The sequence below is a fragment of the Methanobrevibacter ruminantium genome (genome assembly GCF_016294135.1).
GTDB classification, from domain to species: Archaea; Methanobacteriota; Methanobacteria; order Methanobacteriales; family Methanobacteriaceae; genus Methanobrevibacter; species Methanobrevibacter ruminantium_A.
In genome coordinates this window covers 23301-43956 of sequence record NZ_JAEDCO010000012.1, presented here as the reverse complement: position 1 = coordinate 43956, position 20656 = coordinate 23301, and the positions used below count along the sequence as shown (strand labels likewise).

The window sequence follows — 20656 nt, the reverse complement described above, 5'->3', positions numbered from 1 at the left end:
GTACTGCTAATAGAAATATTAGCTAAAGACTGTGGGGGACAACCTATAAAATAAGATACAATTTCATTATCTAAAAACACAGACACATTATTATTTAATTTTAAATCAAAAATATGTGAAGACTTGCCTAATGCTAATTTAGAAACATAAGAATTATTTTCATTAACTAAGTTATCCTCAGAATCATAATAATTACAGGACATATCAAAGATAATATCACAATCAGGTACATATCCCCAAATAGAAACATCCTCTCCTAAATTATTATGAGTCAAATCCGCTAGAAAAGAACAATTCTCAGCAAAAAAGTTTTTAATTTTATACTCATCTGCATAAATACTTAAAACCAAATAAGACTCATAACTAACATTTGAATTATTGGTAAAATACAAATCACAATTATTTTCACCTAAAGATACATTATTATGGCCCCACCAATTATTAGAAGCATTAGCAGAACCATCAATTATAAAAACTCCAAAATTATAATTATTGGAAATTCTATTAAAATTCACACTAAGATTGAATGATGAAACATTAGAATAAATGCCCCAATCATTATCAACAATTACATTACTAATAATACTATTATTAATGCCATCAATAACAATAGCAAACTCATTTAAAGCAAAGGAATTATTAAAAAGCACATTATTTGCCCCTTCTAACCCTATAGCTTTTGAATTATTATAAATTCTATTATTTGCAAAATAATTATTAATTGAATTATTAATACATAAAGCGAAAGAACCATTAACAAAATTATTCTCATAAAATACAGAATTAACAGAAGAGTTTAAAAAAATACCATATCCATAACCCAAATTACAATGAGTCAATGAAGAGATAAATCCATCTTTAACTTTATTAAATTGATTAAAATAATTATCAATAAAAGAGTAATTTTCAATATTATTCAATAGAATAAAAGCACTAGAATTGCCTAAAAAACTATTAGATAAAATAGAATTATTATATGAAAAATAATAACTTTCACCAAAATCAAGAATTGAAATTCCATCACCCATTAAGAAAATATTATCAACAATTATGCAATTAGAAGAGCCATTAAGATTAATGACAACCCCCTCATCAAAGTAATTAAAAACAAACCCTTCAATAAATATATCATTAACCCCATTTAAAGATAATAAGAAATTAGGATAATTAGTAGTCCAATTAACATGATGATAATCACAAGATCTTAAGTTAACACTTTTATTTAAAACCGCTGACTCATTTAAGTTGCAACTAATCTCGATAACATCACCAACAGAGGTATCTGCATCATCAATAGCATCTTGAACAGTACTAAAAACTTTACCCGTGTTTAAATTAACTATCAAATTTCCAAAGAAATAATTAATAGAAATTACATCACTGATATGGCCATATTTATCGCTAGCAAAGAAACTTAAAGTAGTTAAAGTAGATTGGTTAGAAACAAATATGGGATGATTATATATTAAACTTTCAGTAGTGGGCAAACTGCCATCTAAAGTATAATATATTAACATATCATCATCTATACTGGAAAAAGAACTTAAATTAACATAAAATGATTCTTGATAAATGCCTGAACCATAATTTGACCAAACTAAAGGAGAAGAATTGCCAATGACAAAACTATAATTATAGATGGAACTATTAAAATCATATAGAGAACAATAAACTAAAAGGTCCCAGACTCCTTCTGTCAAATTATAACAAATACTATTGTTAAACTTATTCCAACTTGAACCATTATCAAAACTACAAAAAATAATTGCACCTTCAAATGAAGAGAAATTAACTAACAAATTAGAAGTATTATAAAAACCACTATCATAACTTGTAGAAATAGTAATATCCTCTTCATTATCCACAGCAAATAAATTAAAAGATCTATAAGTACTTAAATAATTCCGATCTCCTTTAAAATACAAAATTACCTCATGCAAACCTTCAGATAAACTAAGGGGCAAGTGAACCTCGCCATAATCATTGGTAAAAGAATCGTATCTAATGCCATCTATAATCATAATAATTTCTTTATTAATTAAATTAGTTAAATTACTCTTTAATCTAGCAATAGAATGGTTAACATTTAAATTATAAACACCATCAGATGCATTAAACTCAGAAAAACTTAAATAGCATTGACTAGTTACTACTAATATTTTATTACTTATAATACTACAATGATTTGTAGCACTAAGTATATTAGCAGTGACTTCCGAGTTATTTGCATAAAAAGTATTATTTATTACATTACAATAAGAACAATGAAAAATCTTGAAGCCATATCCCTTTTCAACGTAAACATAATTATTTAAAATTGAGCAATTATTAGCAAATTTTAAATTAAAAACATTGGATCCTGTAAAATTAAAACCGTCTATAATTACATTATCACAAACAATATTTACAATTGATTGGTCATTTATTCCATACCAATTTACAGGCTTATGACTGCAAGCTTTTAAAATAACTTCTTTATTTATATTTACAGGACCAAAAATATCAGTACTTACCCATATAACATCCCCATTAGAAGTACAATTATCATCAATTGCCTCTTGAACATTGTTAAAAATTTTTCCACTATTCAAATTAGCAATTACATCCCCAAAGAAATAATAAACATTAACAATATTACTTCTAGAACCATACTTATCTATAGCAAAGAACCTCAAGTTAGTAAAATTGGAGCTATTAGAAACATAAATAGGATAAGAATAAACACTACTATTTACATTAGGCAAACTGCCATCATAAGTATAATAAATCAAGGGGTATTCATCATTACTATCTTCAGCAAATAACTCCACAGAAAAGGAATCGTTATAAATGCCTGATTCATAACTGGCCCAAACATTAGGTGGAAGATTACCTACTAGAAAATTTTTTTGAACTGTTGAACTATTATAACCATTTAATGAAGTATAAGTCTTTAAAGTCCAATTACCATCCATTACTGTGCAAGAAACATTATTTAGGCTTTCATTCCAACTAATTCCATTATCCCAACTATAAAATATGGTTTCGCCGTGTAAAACTGAAATGGAAACAGTTAAATTGGAATCATTATAAATGCCACTATCATAATTAACAATAGGGCTGGCAACACCTATAGAATAAGTTACAGTGAGACCAGATGATTCATAATATTCATCTCCAAAGAATGAATAAAAGCAATTCCAAACACCTGGGGGATGTGCAATTACACTTATTCTTCCTTCTTCATCTGTTACTCCATGAGGGGCATGATTCAATATAAGATAAACACTTTTATTTTCCAAAATATTGTCTTTATTATCTTTAACTTTTACAAAAATCTTATTATCCTCACCATAGGTAAGATTCAAGCCATAAGCATAAAGACTAGTTGGGATTTTATTGACTATTACTGTTACAGTTTTATTGCAGGAGGCATTTACTTTATCTCCTGCAAACTTGATGAGGCAAGAATAGGAACCGGGATTCAAATTAGGCAAAGATAAAGTTGCCTTGCCGCTAGAATCAGTAGTTCGAGAATAAGTGACGCCATTGATTATAAAGCTCAAGGATTTGCCTTTAATGGCTTTGTTGCTGCTGTTTTGCAAAGTAGCAACTAGATTTATAGAATCGTTATAATAACAAGCCAGATTATTTGCAGTTATTTTAGTATTCCATTTTTTAACATTGATGGTCACTGTTTTATTTGATGCGGCATATGCAGAATTCCCTGCAAACTTGATAAGGCAAGAATAGGAACCTGGATATAAGGTAATTCCATTGGTAATGCCCAAAACTACTTTTCCATTGGAATCGGAAGTACGGTTATAAGTTTTTCCATTTACTTTGAAAGTAACCTTCACTCCTTTGATAGGGGTGTTGGAAGTGGTTTTTATATAAGCGATTAATTTGCTTCCATCATAATAATCCATATTCAAATTAGAAGCAACAATCTTGGTTTTAGTCTTTGTGCCTTTTGTGCTAACAGACCCTCCATCAACAACAGAAGATTTGTTCACAACTGGAACATCACTAACATATCTTCTTGGACTAGAACTATTTGTTAAAACATCTTCTTTATCTGATTTATTATTTGATGAAATATCTGATTTTAAATAAAGTTTATCTACATAATCATCATCAATTTCAACATTTCCATTACAATCAACATTTAAAGAACTGGAAATTGAACCAGCACCCATTTCATCAGGAACATAAACACTATCAGAATTATCAATAGCAAAAACAGAACCTAAACAACAGAAAAACAAAAACAACACAACAAATAAAAATAAAAACCTTCCATATAATTCCATAAAATCATAACCCTCAATAAATAAAAATTAAAAAATAAAGAAAAAAATTCACCTAATGCTTAGACATGAAGTCCAATACTGCATCAGACAATACATCCAAATTAGATAAATACTCCTCATACCATCTGTTTCTAAGCTTTGAAATAAGGTAAGCCACTGCACCTGATCCAATACCTACAACAGTTGTATCGAATGCTACAATCAAGGATTGTGATAATGTGTTTACGTCCCCGGAACCAAGTGCTGCAAGACCTGTTCCAAGTGGAATCAAGGTACCCATCAAACCTAAGGTAGGTCCAATACGGGTGATGATATCAGTCACTTCAAGAGACTTGTCTGTCAAGTTTTCCTCATTTTCAATCAATTTACGAGCAAATGCCTCTCTTGAAGCATCAGTCAAGTTTTCTGTGCTTGCTATCTTTACCAAAAGATTCTTTTGAGCTTGTGGAAGTGGAGAGCCATTGATTTTTGCCTTCAATGAATCAACAGAATCTGAAGCGGACATATCCAAAATCAGATTGGAGACCTCATCTACAGAAACCCTTGTTCTTGAGGTGTATTCGTAAATGAGTCCACCTAATGAAACCACTACAACCACTACAAAAATCAATAGTATGATAACTACCGGTATCAAAAGACTTTGTGAAATCAAGTTAAGTCCAGTGGTTAAGAAGTCACCACCGGGAATTGCCATTGCCATTAAATCACCTATAAATAAATATCAATAAATATAATTTTTTTTAAATAAATAAAACTATTTTAACTTATTTTAACCTATTGTTTCTCTTTTTGAATAATGCTCCAATGCCTAAGCAAATAGCTAATATTACTATAAGACCTATTCCTGCATCAACTGGCATTAAAGTCAGTTGTGTAGATGGATACTCAAGCACCTGGCTTATTGTAGGCACAAAGAATCCAAATACAATGAATACGAATGCAAAGATCACCATCATGCTTCCATAAATGATTGGATAGTGTGTAACACGATAATCTTCAATGAAATCTGAAAACCTATAAGCTATGACGCTTATTAACATCAATAAAACCGCTATGATGATAGCCAAATGAACTGTTGAGATAGTCATTGAGAAATTGGCTGTGTCAAATACAAAGCTTGGAGACAATGCTGCAGATGACATTAGAAGCAATCCATAGGATACTGGTATGAAATCAAAGTACAATAATCCCTTTAAAATATTGTCATATTGCTTTTCTTTTTGCCAATAATAGAAAGTGAATATTCCTAAAATCAAGGCAATGATTGCCATGAATATATAGAAGAAGAAATTATTCACTGTCAATCCTATTAAACTTTCATAAAATGGGCTTAATGCAATTATTATTAAAGCGATTGCTATGGAAATCAGCAATGAAATTATCAAATGTTTCCTTAAGTCATTCTTAAAGAAATTGGATAACAATCCAGTTCCAATTCCCAATAAAAGAACTGCTGCTAAAATAATTGCGCCAAATAGACTAACCAATAGATTCATCCTATCACAATTTTATTAATGTTTCTTAAGTTCAATTTTTTTATAAATTATTATTCAAAAACAATAGAAAATGATAAGAGAATTAGCCCTCTACCATAATCAGATTACCCGTTTTCGAATCCTTGTAAACTTTACCCTGTTCTACATAACCTTCTCCAGAGCTGTTTGAAGTGTCTGGAGTTTCGTTTAACTTTTCACCTTGTGTTACATTAGTGATGTCCTTGATTGACTCCATGGTAGCCTGTCGCTCCTCTGGAGACATGTCACTGAAAATAACACTTTGCAAGTTCCAGCCTATAACAGCAAAAATCAGGAATCCAAGTGCAAGAACAAGCATTGCATCAACAAGGTTTGTTGTTCCAGCCATAGGATCCTCTTCCTGTCGTTTTCGGCGTCTAGATTTCTTTCTAACCATTAGAAAACCTTCTTTAAAGTAATAAAAGAATAATTATGAAAAATTTTTTTAATAAACCTGAATTAAAAATTTTCACTATACTATAATATATAAAAAAAGATTTATAAGTTTATCTAACCAGTTTGAGAAAATATAAAGTAAAATTTAATGAAAAATAGTGTTTTGATTAGAAAAATGCTTTTCTAATCTTCTAAAATGTAGTCTAAAATAAGCTTAGATGAATTTGGCTTAAATTCACCGAATTGGAATTTCAAGAACTCATCCATCTTCTCCAATCTGAAGTCCTCTTCCTTGATTGCTTCTATCAATTCATCGATATTGTAAACTATCCTTCCCGGAACCATTTCCTCATAATCAAAGTAGAATCCACGTTCCTTGTAAAGATAATCCTCTAAGTCATAATCAAATAGTATTGCAGGCTTTTTCAAGATAGTGTAATCCACCATGATTGAAGAATAGTCCGCCACTAAAATGTCAGCCAAAATTAGAAGCTTTTGCTCATCCTTGAATCCAGTGAAGTTGATTATATCATACCTATTGGTCAAATCCTCCAAATCAATGTTGTGCTCCTCATCACAGAATCTCTTATAATTAGGATGAAGACGAATGGCTAAGGCATATTCATCACCTAATTCATTAAGGAACTTTTCTACATCAAAGTAAGCGAAAACAGCATTGTTTTTAGGATCTTCCCTAAATGTAGGTGCATAAAGAACCAGTTTCTTACCCTTAAGCTGTGGATAATCCTTTTCAAATGATTCCCTTAAGTTGGACAAATAATCATCAGACAAGTGTTCCTCATCATAGAAGTCATTTCTAGGAACTCCAAATGGCTTGACCTTTGACTTGTCAACATAGAAGTTGCGGGCATAGATATCCGCTACATTTTCACTGCTTACAGACACCAAATCAATCTTAGGAGCAAACATCTCCATTATTTTCTTATCCTCATCATTTAAAAGATCATAACCGAATTTCTTGAAGAGTCCTGTTCCATGCCATAATTGCACCCATTTCATGCCTTCCACATTCATGAATGCAAGAGGGAAGAAATTATCAACCAAAAATACGTATTTTGAACTTGCAAAGTCGCGGATATTACTAAATGACAAGGAATCCTTAGGAATGAACTTGTATTCATAATTCTTTCCTGCATTGTTCCTATTGTCCAGTTCCTTTGCAATATATTCCAAATTAGCTTCAAATGAGTGGTTCTTGTTTGTTAAAAGCGTTATCTTATTATTCTTTTGTGGAAATTTCCTAAGAATATTGAATATTTTTGCATATATCTTATGTTTTTCATACACTTTAATGACCTCTTTGAAGCTATTATTGATAAAAATAATTGATAAAAAAATTTTTTATATATTTAATTCTATTTAACTAATTTTATATACTTTTAGATATTTTAGAGGAATTTGGTTAAGTTCTAAAATAAATAATATTATAACAAATTAAATACAAACTAATAATAGTATAAAAAATATGAAATGGAATTTGATAACATGGATGTGAAAAACAATATCATACTTGCAATGGACTTAATGGATTTGAATGAAGCGGAAAGGGTATGCGAATCAATCAACGAGTACATTGATACAATAAAGATCGGATATCCATTGACCCTTGCTGAAGGATTGTCAACTATTGGATTCTTTAAGGATAACTTTGATTATAAGGTAATTTGTGATTACAAGGTAGCAGACATTCCAGCTACCAATGAAAAGATATCTAACCAAACCTTTGATGCCGGTGCAGATGCAATCATATGTCATGGATTTGTAGGTTCAGACAGTGTAGATGCATGCAAGACATCTGCAGAAGACCATGGCGGGGAAGTATTCCTCTTAACTGAAATGTCTCACCCCGGAGCAATCAAGTTCCTCCAGCCTAATGCAGATGAAATAGCAAGAATGGGTGTTGAAATGGGAATAACCAACTATGTAGCACCATCCACAAGACCTGAAAGATTATCTGAAATAAGGGATATAGTTGGAAAAGATGCATTCATGATTTCTCCAGGTGTAGGAACCCAAGGTGGAGACCCAAGGGAAACATTGAAATACTCCAATGCATTGATCATTGGAAGATCCATTTACAATGCAGAAGACCCTGAAAAGGCAACTAAAGACATTGTTGATTCAATACAATAAGTAATAAATTATAAATTAAATTAATTTTAATAAATTAATAATTCTATTTCATATTTCAGTTAAAAAGGTGTAAATTTGTTTAATATTAGTTTAGCTTTATCCTATTTCTTTTCTGGCTTCTTTATGAAGCTTTCAGATGATGAATATGATGAAAAGTCAAATAAGGCAATAGCTATTCTGCTTGGAATAGTCTGCGGACTCTTTACAGCTTATGCATGCTCAATCGATTTGGATGCAGCTTGCATCTTCATAGCAATTCTTATCGGAAACATCTTGGCTTTTAAGGTTGATGGAATTCATCATATCGCAACAATGGCTTCATTTATCATAGCATTCCTATTTCTTGGATTGCAATCTTTCACATATCTTTCCATTATCACAATTATAATCTGCATGATTGGAGCCATAATCGATGAGATAGGAAACGATAATGAGAAAATCTATTCAAAAAGCAAGTTTCTAGAGTATTTCTTCGATTATAGGTTTGCATTAAAAGTAGTGATTCTATTGCTTGTTTTAATTGGATTATTGAACATTTGGAGCTTTATCTATTTCCTATGCTTTGAAATAGCCTATGAAATAGCAAGATTATTGTTTGAAAATTATATCGCATAACTTTTTTTATTTCAAATAAATTCTTTTAACTCCTTTTATTTTATCAAAATCAGAATCAAATGAAGTTATTTGATTAATATTATAATTCTGCATAGTATTTAGGATAGTGCAGTCTGAAAAATTAACTGAAAAATTATAATACTCAAAAATATCAAATGAATCAAGGTAATCATCTGAAGTTAAAAAATCAATATTAAAAGAAAGCAATAATTTTTTTATATGATTTAAATCATAATGAGAATTATTTGAAGTTACACTGTTTAAAACCTCATTAAAAACAGTATTATTGATTATTTTATTTTCATCACCCAAATAAGGTTTCAAAAGGTGAGATTTATAATATAATGAATCATTTTTTAAAATTAAGCCTATTAAATAAGTGCTATCTAAAAAAATCATTGAACACCTCACTTATAGCTATCCTTTTTTAATTTAATAGCATTAGTAATATATTTGCTTTCAACTAATCCTGCTAGTTCATTTGAAACCCAATCTCCTTCAAGCAAATCATGATCTAAAATCTCAAAAATTTCTTCAGGAGTCATACCTCCTTCACATTCATATTTTCCATCTTCATTTAAGCCATGAAATATATAAGAATTTAGCAAATAATGTTCGCTAAACCCAGTTTTTTTAGATCTAGTCTCCAATCTCCTTTTAAGATCTTCATCAATATCCAATGTAGCCCTAGGGGAGTCTTCTACTGATTTTTTAGAATTATAATTGTTTTTAGAAGTATCAATATACCTTTTTATTAAAGGAATTCTTTGAACTACAGCAAGAATATTGAAAAGATTAATTCTACTTAAATCCATATTAACACAACATTGAATTGATAAAAAATTTTAAAATTACTGGTTATACTATTTAAAATAATATCTTAAATTAATTATATTTAAATATAATGATTAAATAATTCTTATTTTACAATATAAAGTAAATATTATCATTATTTTAGAAAAATAGTTAAATATAGTAAACTATACTTAAAATAAAAAATTATCATAGGTTTAAAAACTTAAAAAGAGAATGAAAAATGATAATGTAAATAAAAAAAAGAAAAAAAGAGATTAAGTCTTAACCATAACTTAATCGATTCTATTCAATGCATCAGCCACTATCAATGGGAAAATGATAGTCACATCACCAATGACAGTAACTAAATTGGATCCATGCTTTGCCTTGGACCATGATTTTGCCTCTTCTAAAGGAGCACCGCTTAAACTACCGGTTTCAGGCCTGTCCATAGTTATTTGAAGGCCTGCATCTATTCCTCCCTTCAAAAGGTTTGAAGCAAGGGTGTAATGCTTTGGAAGACCTCCACCTAACATAACTGCACCAATCTTTTCAGACTCAAATACAAGGTCTGACAAGTAATGCATGTCTCCAACAGCATCCACTACGAGAGTGTGGTCCTGTGTAAACATCCATAACTGAAGACCGAACATGCTGTCAATGAGCCCTGGAGCAAAGATTGAAACATCATTCAATGCAGCTTGCCTGAGGATTGAATTATCATCATCAATCAAAAGACCAACTTCCTTCAAAAGCCTTTGAATGGAAATTATTCCATTATCCTCATCATTATCCAACTTTTCGCTGATGATTTCAAATATCTTGGTTATCTCGCTTTCAAATAGTTCAAAGTCTTCCCCTTGAGTGTAAACATCAGCAATTCGGCCTATTCCAGCATCATTAAGCTCTTCATCATTGGTTCCAAGGTCCCTATAATGCCTGCCTCCAAAGGCTTCGAGAAGATCGTGAGTGATATTAGCTCCGCTTGTCATCAATACCTTGATTCTTTTTTCCCTGATTAAATCAGCAACGATATTGCGCATTCCCCCAGGAACCAATGGACCACCTAAACTCATGAAGATGTCCATATTCTCATCATTAATCATGTCAACAAGCAAATTAGAAGCTCTAGCAACTCTTCCAGCTCCTAAAACGCCTGATTTGTCAAACTGTTCAATCAGTTCACTAACAGTCATTTCCTTCTTTAATTTCAATTGATCAACTTTCATATAATCCACACTTAAAAACTAAAATAATAAAATAATATTAAAAAATTTAAAGAAATAAAAAATAAAAAATAATAGAAGAAATGAAAAAAAGACAATTTTTCTTCTAATTGATTTAAAATTAAATTTCATCTTCCAAATCGTTATCATTCAACAATGGGAAATTGTTTAGATTTGTAATCTTTTCAATCAAGTCAGTACGGGTAACAACACCGATAGGAGTGTAATCATCATCAACTACAATCAATCTGCTTATTCCAAACTTATACATCTTGTAAACAGCAGAGGCTATCTTTGTATCCTTATCAATGAAGAACAAGCGCTTGGACATTATATCCCTAACGTCTTCATTTTCCTTTCCTTCAGCCAATGCCTTTACAATATCCACCAATGAAACCATACCAATAGCTACACCTTCGGTAATTACTGGCGCTCCATCGATATTGTTTTTAGAAAGCAAGCATGCAGCATCCTTAATTGAATCTCCAGGCTTTAGATAAATCAAATCCAATGTAGCTATCTCATAAACGGAGTTTTTAGGAATGCTTCTTATAGTGCTGATATCCAAGAGGAGGATATTGTCCATATCGTCCCTTCCTACGATTTCACCAATAACACCAAGGTTATTGACAGGAGTAGGACCTACACGGATCACATCTCCTACATGCAAATCCTTAATGCTTCCTAAAACCTTAATGACAGCTTCACATTCACCAGGGTGCGGTACACTTGTAAACTCAATCTTAGCTACTGAAACATCCTCTAACTTTTTGTTTTCCTTATAGACAGGAACTTTAGCATTGCTGTATGAAACTGAAATGTTTAATGTATGGTATGCTTCAATAGTAGGCTTATAGCCACCACGAGGTCCTGGCACTCCCTTTACAAGACTTAAGCTTCTAAGGGATTGCATCTGATTTCTGATGGTACCTGGGTTTCTGTTCATCACTTCAGCAATGTCTTCACCCTTAATGGACTTGCCATCTGAATTTTGATACAAATTAATTAAAGTCTGTAAAATTTCCTTTTGTACAGAAGTCAACATTTTAGACACCTAAATGTAAAAATATAAGCATTTTGCAATTAAAACACTTAACCAATTTAAATTAACAGTCAGATTTTGAAAATATCATTATAAATAAGAACCATAATGATAAATTCAAATAAATTATAATGATTTATCATCATTTAACATTATTATTTACTGATTTATACATTATTATATAAAAAGATATTGTTTTTTTATTAAAAATCATTATAAATAAAATATGTAATTATCATGTTTTTAATGTATAATTCTTAATTTATCATGACTAATTAAATTAAATTAAATAAGAGAAAAAACAGTTATTTAAGAATAAAATGACTAAAAAGAGAAAAATAAGATAAATTAAATAAAAATAAAATAAAATAAAATAAAATAAGATAAAAATAGAATAAAATAAGATAAAAATAAAAAAGAAAAAGGATTTGGAAATCAATCCAAATAAATTAGATTACATATTGCTTTACATCACTTCTTATAATTGAAGAAGCGCCTAATGCCCTTATTCCATCCAACATTTCAGGGAAATGCTCTTTAGGAATCAAGACATTAATCTGTGAAAAGCTTGATCCTTGATTGACAGTTGGCTCTGCACTGCAGAACTTGTTTTCAACCAAATAATTTGAAACCTTTTCAATGGATTCGTTTGCAATATTGAATTTTACATCAAAGTATTTCCTTGCAGTTACAGCACCCAATAACTGTTCATAAATCATTTTAGCCTTTGCCATCTTCTCTTCATCACAGCTTATTCCAGCATACAATCCTGCTGAAGAATGCAAAATGGTTTCAAGCTCCTTAAGACCTGCTTTTCTTAAGCTGCTACCGGTTTGAGTGTTGTCTACAATCAAGTCAGCACCTTTAGCAATGTAAACTTCTGTAGCACCGTCAGAATTGATAACCTGAACCTTCTTATTGTCTCCATCCCTTAATCCTCTCACTTGCACATATGGGCTGGCATCACCATAGATTTCCTGATATGCCTCATTTTCCATAATGTGCTTTCTGGTTAGGTTAGGATACTCTGTAAAGCATAAGATTGGAGTGTCCCTATCCTTGTTAGCCCTAAAGAATTCAGATAAGTCATTATAAGGAGATTCCTTAGGAACAGCTACAATCAAACGGGTTTGGCCATAGTTCAAGTCCCCAATTTTAGTTATATCGTTTTCACTTAAAACAGACTCTTCCAAAACCCAGTCCTCTCCAACGATAGCTATATCCACCATGCCCCTGTTCAATTCTACAGGAGTACTTTGAGGACGAGTCAAAAATGCACTTATCTCTTCATCATTAAGAATATCAATTTCATAAGATTCATTTCCAGGGTCATACCCTCTTACTTCATAACCTGCATCTACAAATAATTGATGGGTATTTCCTCTGTTTACATTATTTAAACTGCCTTTAGGCAATCCAATTGTTATTTCCACCATAATATCAACTAAAATAATTAATAAGAATTTAAATTAACTTTATTTTAAAAAATAAATATAAATCATAAGATTTCAATTATACTCTATTATTAGGAATATATAAATCTATTTAATCATTCCTCTTCCTGATAGGAACCGTTATACTCACCTGAACCTTCAACTGGATAAACAACAGCTTGAGCTATCCTATCCCCAGATTTGATCTTATATTCAAAATCACCATGATTGTAAATCATGAACATCAAGGTTCCATAGAATCCTGGGTCTCCAACTGCTGTCTGAACAGAAACAAAAGACCTGAGCAAGGTAGACCTTGGCAAGTAGAGCATGGTGTATCCCTTAGGAATCTTCACCTTACGCTTTATTGAAGCCAAATAGGCAGTATGAGGTTTTAATGTATAAACAGGACCTTCTAAAGCCTCAATTTCTGGAAGGTTTTTCTCATTGTCAATCAATGAACCTCCAGATTTCTGAATGAATATCTCATCAAGTTCCAAGTCTATTCCAGATGGCTGAACCAAATCCTCAAAGTCTGGAAAGAGTTTTTTAAGTTCGATTTCACCAAGCATTTTATCACATCAAAAAATAAAAATAAAAATAAAAATTTTGTCATATCAAAAATATAAAAAATAAAGATTAATATTAAAATATTAATCTGTAGCATTTAAAGTATTGTTACCTAATTTAAATGTCAATTCACCAGTACCGTCATCATTGACTTTCAACTCATCACAATGTGGATTCAACACATTTACCAATGCCTTACCGGATTCTGCATCCATGAAGTGCGGCAAATAGTTGGATAAGTATGTTGGATAAAGGGTTACAGTACAATTATCCTCATGCAAAGCCAAATTCAAGAAATATGATGTGTGAGTAGCAGGATTTGACTGGTCAAACATGAAATTACCTAAATTGTAGAAAATAGGTTTTCCATTGTACATCTCCACACCTTGGGTTACATGAGTGTGTGAACCGATTACAATATCTGCACCGTCATTGATGAGCTCATGGGATATCTTTTTCTGGTTTTCATTAGGGCTTCTGCTATACTCGTTTCCATAGTGAAGATATGCGATAACAATGCTTGAGCCATTATCATGAGCTTCCTGAACTTGTTTTTGGGCAAGCTCTGAATCATATGCTGAGTATCCTGAACTGTTAGCTGTTGCAGGATCCATTACTCCCCTATATTCCTGAAAGTTATCTGCATCCATATAGTTCAAAATGGTTACCTTTCTATCGCCACAGTCAATGCTTACAGGTGCTGTCGCTTGAGAGACATCATTTCCTGCACCCATAACATAAATGCCCGCATCCTTCAGGTTCTTGATGCTTTCATTCATACCTGCTTCACCATAATCCAATGCATGGTTGTTTGCCTGTGATGCCACAACCTTATCGTTTGCATTTGCTAATAGGTAAGTGTACTTAGGGTTTGCCTTTAATGGAACATCCCCTTTCACTGCATGGGATGAAGTGGTAACAGGGTTTTCAAAGTTTACAAGCAAGACATCTGCATTCTTGGTTACATTCTCTACAAATCTGAATGGGCTTTCGCCAGAGTCTAAAACAGCAGGCATCTTACGGCCAAACATGACATCTCCAGTGACAGCAATTGAAACGTCATCATGACCTAAATCATATTGCCCCTCATCCATCCCCAATAATATTGTTCCACATATAGATAGGGCTAAAAGAATTAGAAAAATTACAATTAAAACTGAAAAAAACCTTTTTTTATTCATCATATCACTGAAAATAATTGTCTTTATTAAATTTTAATTTGTAATTATTCTTAAATAAATATTATTATAGATAATTATTTCAATAAATTCAATACATAATTCTTCTCTAAATTAACCATAGCACATATCTCATCTAAAGTAAAACCATTTTCCAATAAATTATTTATAATTTTAGCTTCACCTCTACTCATAATAGTGTCAACAGTTCTATGATACAAGTCCTTCTTCATTTCAATCAGCTCCATTAGCTTTTGTGCCTCATACTCATCATCAACAAATTTTCTTACATACATCTCTAAAAACATTTTTAAATCATATAGTTCATTTCCATCCATATTTTCTATACAGTTGACTAAAGTGGCTATTTCCCATAACAATTCAACCACTGATTTATCAGACTTCATAAAAATAATTGTTTCTAAATCAGCAATATCTTCATTATTCACTTCATTATTCTTTATTCTTTGTTTTATCCTATTTAAAGTTTTATTTCCATCAATAGACTTTAACGATTTAATATAAATAGTAAACTCGTTAAATAAATTCCATTTTCGCCTAATAACCCTATCCTGTTCTTCTACAGTGCTTATAACGTAAATATGCACATTTTTACCTTCTCGAAGATGAGTCAAAACTGCATATTTCATAAACCTGTCGACATCATCTTCAGTTACAACAGAACTTTGGAATTCAACTATCGCAATGAAGCCCTTTCTATCTACAAATGCAATATCCATATGGTAGGTAGTTTCACCATCATCCACCAGTTCTGAATTTATAAAGTGATCAAATTCGATAAATATGCCACAATTAAAGCATAAGCTCTCAAAATGCTTAATGCTTTGCAATTTAAATGCCTTGTCATAGAATTTATCTGAAATTTGAATCACCAAAAAATAATTTATAGTTGTATTTTTAACTATAAAGTATTTAAATCTTTTTATTTTTAATATAAATGATTTTACAGTCTTTAATAAATTTTTTAAGTTCATATAAATTTTATTAATTAAATATAATCTCTTAAAATAATTATAATTTCAGAACAAGTTTATAACAATATAAAAACCAGAATAAAAATAACCAAGAAAAGAAAAATAATATCTATAATAAAAAGAATAGAATTAATTAACTAAAAAAAGGATGTGAAATAATGCCTGTAGTAACAATCGTTGGAAACCCAAACATAAGTGTAGAAAATAAAAGAGAAATGGTAAAAAAAGTAAGTGAAACTGTAGCGGAAGCATACAATTTGCCAATTGAAGCAATCACTGTTTTAGTGGAAGCTTTACCTCCAGAAAGCATTGGAGTAGCTGGTGAATTGTTAAGTGATAGAAAATAATTAATTTCTATCATCAATTCCTTTTTTTAAAAAAAAAATTAAATTAAATTTTCTAAAAACTCTTTTTCAAAATCCAAATATTCATTCAATAGATTCTTGAACTTTTCATTCTCATCACTCTCAACCAGATCTAATGAAATTACATTTTTCAAACTATCAATGTTTGATTGAATTGGAACTTTATATTGATTCAATACCATACCTGGCAAGTGACCCCTATTTTCACCAATCCATTGAATGAAAATATTTTTTGAATCTACAAATTTTTCATCATGAATCAAATTTTCAAATTTTTCAAGATACTCTTTTTCAAAAATGTCATCAAATGAACTATCTGAACTATGGGATATGTATTGAGTTATACTAATATTGATATTTTCTTCATAAGTTTCATTATATTGATTAGTCAGTTCATAATTTAGATACTTGGCAATACAACAATTAATTTTATCCTTAGTTTGTCTTAACATTTCATTTGATTCAACAAACTCTTCCTGAGAGACTTTTTCAACTTCAATTTTTTCATCTTGAGAAGACTTTTCATCATCTAACTTTACATACTTTCCAACTAAAAATTCAAAATTGCAATTTTTACAAAATTGACTTCCATCTTCTCTTTGTGTTCCACACATTGGACAATACTTAAAATTGGACATCATGTTCTCATCACCAAAATTCAAGATTTTTTTTAATGTATTCTGCTCTTTTCTCATGAGCCTCTTCTTCAGTTGGGAATAAACCTAAATGCTTGCCATCAACTTCAGCACTCCACATGAATAATCCTCCCTCATAATAAACACCTTCATACTTAGAGGATTTTTTCTGACTTAATGTTGAGTCTGACTTTTTGGACTTGGATTTGGAAACTTTAGCTCCACCGCTAACCTTAACCTTCTTTTTAGCTTTTTCTTTTTGGACCTTATTTCCACTTTCAACCTTGACCTTATTTTTTTCAGTGCCTTTTTTAAATTCCTTAGCATAATCCAATTTAGATTTTTTATTGGAATCTTTGCTTTTAGCCATTTCCTTCTTAATGCTTGACTTTGAATCAATTGACTTGAGTGGCTTTGAACTTTTGGTCTTTTTAGCATTCTCTTTTGCTTTAGCCCTTAACTTATCCCTTTCCTCAAGGGTGATTGTCTTATAGCCGCCTTTGACCTTTACATCAACCAAACCGTTTTCCTTCAAGTAATCCTTTCTTGCCTTGATTGCCTCATTTTCACTTGAGTGATATGAGATTATCTGTCCCTTAACGCTTGCAGACCATAACTTCTGTATTTTGCTGAATGAGATTCCTCTTGCTTTGGAATATGCTCCACCTATCTTTCTAGGCATTGGAATTGAATGGATATAAATTTCCCTTGCTTCAAAAGCCTCTTTAGATGATTGGTATAATCCCAATTCCTTATCCCCATGCTCTGCTTTCCACATGAAAAGATTATCGTCATATGTAATTCCCAAGCATTGTGAATAGGGAACATCTGGTTGTCTAATCTTTATTTCCTGATTATTAATTCCATAAACAAGATTTTCATCCTTTTCCTCTTTTGCTTTAGGGATGTACAATTCATTCAATATCTGTATGATTTCATTGTTGGGACTGGATTGCCTAAGTCTTATGAAATCCTTGCCATCATTAATTGCTGATTTTAACCTAATCAGGAAGTCTGCATCCTGTGTTCTTCTGCTAAGCTTATATTTAGGCCTTATAAAGTCCTTATCCCCAGAATAATTTACATAAAACCAGACACATATATTGAAGATGATCTTATGTGCTTCACTTGCAGCCTGAAGCTCACCGCTTATATCATTTGAAGGGCTTTTAGATAAAAGGGGATTGGTTGATGGGTTGACAATTTCATTATCATCATTAAATGAAGAATCATCTTTCACTTCATTGAACCCTGTTTTATAATCCCTTAAACCACCATTCTGAACATAAGGCTTATTTGTTTGTTGTGATGGTCTGAATCCACCAGTTCCATCACTGTTTAATGTATTGTGATAAACATCATTTCTTAATCTTCTAAGCTTTGAAAAGTCATTTTTTATGTTATTCGGCAAGATATTTGCCTTATTTAACTTTTCAATCCTTTTATATTGGCTGTTTTCATCATCCTTGATTCCTTCATAAGCGAAAATTGCCTTAGCGATCTTTTCAGCTATTCTTCCAGCAATCAGAATAGCTTCCACTCCATCTCCTTCAATGAGATTCTTATCCATCCGGGCACAGTCTAAGTATATGTCTCTAAACTGATTTTCCAAGAAACTAAAACAAAATTCACTCATATAAACAACTCTTTAAGAAAAATAATAAATTAAATGATTTGTAAATAAAATTTGTAAAAATATAATTCTACACTATTTAATGTCCTAAAATATCTTTCAATACCTCTGATGCAGGATCCATTCCTTGTGCACCAATCAACAATACAACATCATCATTGTCTGCAGTTTCCATAATGTATCCTAAAGCATCATACAGCTTTTCAAAATGATTGTACTTGATATGCTTCTCATCCAATTTGGCAAAGAATATGTCCTTTTCAAAGTCTTCAACATAATTCAAATGGTCCACCAAATCAACGCTTGAGGATAATGTTAAGTAGATCTTTCTTTTCTTAGCGCTTGGGTCCTTTTCAATCAAGTCATCATTTCTGTGACGCAATTCCTTAATCACTTCTGCCAAAGCCTCTGAATTAAGGCCATTCAATGTTTCACCACGGGAACCTCTGATTGCACAGGCAACATACAAGTCATTCTTATCCAATTGCTCTGCCAAGTCATAGCTTGCCCTGACTGTGTTCTTTATTCCATCCGGATTATGTGCAAAGTCATCAATGACTATAGGCTCATCGTAAAGCCTTGTGAATCTTCTGCTTAAAGGCCTGTAAGTTTTAACTCCATCTACAATATCCTCAATTGGAATCTCCAATGAAATGCATGCAGAAATTGCAGAAAGGATATTTCGGATAAAATGCTCTCCGGTAAATGGAAGCTCTTCAAAGCTTAAAATTGATTCACCATCATACTTTATCTTCTTTTCATCTCTGTCAAAATAGACTTTCTTATCACTATTTGCATCATAATCTTCGATTAGACCTTTTTCCATTGAAGTGAAGTAAGCGTCAACGCCATCATTTAAAAACTGTTTCATGTTCAAGACATTCTCATCATCAAAATTGAGGACAACCCCTCCTTTGCTTGTAGCCTTAACTACACCGGATGTCTCTTCAAAAACGTCCTCTATTGAGTTTACAAGACCAATATGGTCCATTGCAACATTTGTTACAACTCCAACATCCGGATTGATTGCTGAAGACATGATCAATGCATGGTTTTCCATTAAATCTGTTCCCCAACCTTGCACTTCTGAAACTTCTATGACAAGATAATCAAATACTTCCTTGTTTGGAATGTCACATATGAAATTGAATAATCTTGGGTCAACTCCCTGATTTGCCAAAACCTCTTCTGAAATCAATTTTGCAACCATCGGGTCAATCAAGGTGTTGAATTCAGACTTTGCATCGGTATTTGTAAATACATTGTATCCTGCATGGGATAGGATATGATAAATCATATGGGAGCTTGTGGATTTACCGTTTGTTCCACTGATTACCACTCTTTTGCAGTCAGGAACCAAATTGTCAATTGTCCATTTGATTGCAAATGCATTTGCAAATTCAATTCTATCAACTACAATCACTGGAAACTGGAGTTTTTCTGCCATTTCCAAAGCATCTTCCTTAGGAGTCAATGTGATTAGGCAAGCGACATTCTTCTCATTTGCTATTTCAACACCCCTGCCGTTAATCCAATGCCTTATTACAATATCTCCCTCATGAGCTTCATTCAATGTTTCGAATATTCCTGTAAATCCATTTGAAGCCTTATAGCCATTGGATCCATAAATCTTTCCACCAATGGAATCTGCAAGCTGATCGATAGAAAAAGTGTTTAAAGAAGATACTGAATCTGCTAATTCATTTAAAAAATATGTTTTTGACATTTCAATCCCTTAATGTGTTTATAAGAATAAAAATAATAGATAAAAATAATTGTAAATAATTGATACAAATTGATAAATTAATTGAAA

General features: G+C 31.4%; 19 protein-coding genes. 3 read left to right on the top strand and 16 right to left on the bottom strand.

Annotation, left to right across the window (positions count from 1 at the left end; genetic code table 11):
• From VW161_RS04435 to VW161_RS04415, 5 genes are all read right to left on the bottom strand, one after another.
• Nucleotides 1–4292, bottom strand: a 4292-nt coding sequence (locus VW161_RS04435) for a chitobiase/beta-hexosaminidase C-terminal domain-containing protein (protein WP_325192748.1), incomplete at its 3' end; no start/stop codon positions are given.
• A gap of 52 nt (nucleotides 4293–4344) precedes the next feature.
• Nucleotides 4345–4986, bottom strand: coding sequence for a MotA/TolQ/ExbB proton channel family protein (locus tag VW161_RS04430; protein ID WP_304094681.1), 642 nt, complete (start codon nucleotides 4984–4986; stop codon nucleotides 4345–4347).
• Nucleotides 4987–5056: 70 nt separating this feature from the next.
• Nucleotides 5057–5788: a DUF2162 family putative transporter gene (locus VW161_RS04425; RefSeq protein WP_304094674.1), complete on the bottom strand. Its 732-nt coding sequence runs from the start codon at nucleotides 5786–5788 to the stop codon at nucleotides 5057–5059.
• A gap of 82 nt (nucleotides 5789–5870) precedes the next feature.
• Nucleotides 5871–6203, bottom strand: a complete 333-nt coding sequence (locus VW161_RS04420) for a DUF2149 domain-containing protein (protein ID WP_296854958.1) — start codon at nucleotides 6201–6203, stop codon at nucleotides 5871–5873.
• A gap of 182 nt (nucleotides 6204–6385) precedes the next feature.
• Complete coding sequence (locus VW161_RS04415; protein ID WP_304094673.1) at nucleotides 6386–7510, bottom strand: CDP-glycerol glycerophosphotransferase family protein; 1125 nt, start codon at nucleotides 7508–7510, stop codon at nucleotides 6386–6388.
• 198 nt (nucleotides 7511–7708) lie between these two features.
• On the opposite strand from VW161_RS04415, the gene pyrF reads away from it, so the two are divergent.
• Nucleotides 7709–8356: an orotidine-5'-phosphate decarboxylase gene (pyrF, locus tag VW161_RS04410; RefSeq protein ID WP_304094678.1), complete on the top strand. Its 648-nt coding sequence runs from the start codon at nucleotides 7709–7711 to the stop codon at nucleotides 8354–8356.
• Between the two features lie 75 nt (nucleotides 8357–8431).
• A complete protein-coding gene (locus VW161_RS04405; RefSeq protein ID WP_304094671.1) occupies nucleotides 8432–8971 on the top strand; it encodes a hypothetical protein in 540 nt (179 codons plus the stop codon).
• A 6-nt stretch (nucleotides 8972–8977) separates the two neighbouring features.
• Here VW161_RS04405 and VW161_RS04400 read toward each other — a convergent pair whose 3' ends face one another.
• From VW161_RS04400 to VW161_RS04365, 8 genes are all read right to left on the bottom strand, one after another.
• Nucleotides 8978–9370 (bottom strand): type II toxin-antitoxin system VapC family toxin, encoded by a 393-nt coding sequence (locus tag VW161_RS04400; protein ID WP_325192747.1) that lies wholly within the window; start codon nucleotides 9368–9370, stop codon nucleotides 8978–8980.
• A gap of 8 nt (nucleotides 9371–9378) precedes the next feature.
• A complete protein-coding gene (locus VW161_RS04395; RefSeq protein WP_304103112.1) occupies nucleotides 9379–9786 on the bottom strand; it encodes a hypothetical protein in 408 nt (135 codons plus the stop codon).
• Between the two features lie 273 nt (nucleotides 9787–10059).
• Complete coding sequence (locus VW161_RS04390; RefSeq protein ID WP_304086890.1) at nucleotides 10060–10995, bottom strand: deoxyhypusine synthase; 936 nt, start codon at nucleotides 10993–10995, stop codon at nucleotides 10060–10062.
• Nucleotides 10996–11113: 118 nt separating this feature from the next.
• Entirely contained in the window at nucleotides 11114–12037 is a 924-nt protein-coding gene (locus VW161_RS04385) for a CBS domain-containing protein (RefSeq protein ID WP_304086887.1), read from the bottom strand.
• A 446-nt stretch (nucleotides 12038–12483) separates the two neighbouring features.
• Nucleotides 12484–13470 (bottom strand): ATP phosphoribosyltransferase, encoded by a 987-nt coding sequence (gene hisG, locus VW161_RS04380; protein ID WP_304086885.1) that lies wholly within the window; start codon nucleotides 13468–13470, stop codon nucleotides 12484–12486.
• 113 nt (nucleotides 13471–13583) lie between these two features.
• Nucleotides 13584–14039: a dCTP deaminase gene (locus tag VW161_RS04375; protein ID WP_304103115.1), complete on the bottom strand. Its 456-nt coding sequence runs from the start codon at nucleotides 14037–14039 to the stop codon at nucleotides 13584–13586.
• Between the two features lie 81 nt (nucleotides 14040–14120).
• On the bottom strand, nucleotides 14121–15131 hold the full coding sequence (locus VW161_RS04370) for a CapA family protein (protein WP_304094146.1): 1011 nt from the start codon (nucleotides 15129–15131) through the stop codon (nucleotides 14121–14123).
• 161 nt (nucleotides 15132–15292) lie between these two features.
• A complete protein-coding gene (locus tag VW161_RS04365; RefSeq protein ID WP_304094142.1) occupies nucleotides 15293–16111 on the bottom strand; it encodes a hypothetical protein in 819 nt (272 codons plus the stop codon).
• A 257-nt stretch (nucleotides 16112–16368) separates the two neighbouring features.
• On the opposite strand from VW161_RS04365, the gene dmpI reads away from it, so the two are divergent.
• Nucleotides 16369–16557, top strand: coding sequence for a 4-oxalocrotonate tautomerase DmpI (dmpI, locus tag VW161_RS04360; RefSeq protein WP_304086872.1), 189 nt, complete (start codon nucleotides 16369–16371; stop codon nucleotides 16555–16557).
• A gap of 38 nt (nucleotides 16558–16595) precedes the next feature.
• On the opposite strand, the gene VW161_RS04355 is transcribed toward dmpI, so the two are convergent.
• The 3 genes from VW161_RS04355 to VW161_RS04345 all read right to left on the bottom strand — a co-directional run bounded on the left by VW161_RS04355 (nucleotide 16596) and on the right by VW161_RS04345 (nucleotide 20569).
• Complete coding sequence (locus VW161_RS04355) at nucleotides 16596–17216, bottom strand: zinc ribbon domain-containing protein (protein ID WP_304086870.1); 621 nt, start codon at nucleotides 17214–17216, stop codon at nucleotides 16596–16598.
• 7 nt (nucleotides 17217–17223) lie between these two features.
• On the bottom strand, nucleotides 17224–18846 hold the full coding sequence (locus VW161_RS04350) for a hypothetical protein (RefSeq protein ID WP_325192746.1): 1623 nt from the start codon (nucleotides 18844–18846) through the stop codon (nucleotides 17224–17226).
• A 76-nt stretch (nucleotides 18847–18922) separates the two neighbouring features.
• Complete coding sequence (locus tag VW161_RS04345; protein WP_304103124.1) at nucleotides 18923–20569, bottom strand: Mur ligase family protein; 1647 nt, start codon at nucleotides 20567–20569, stop codon at nucleotides 18923–18925.
• Nucleotides 20570–20656 lie beyond the last annotated feature (87 nt).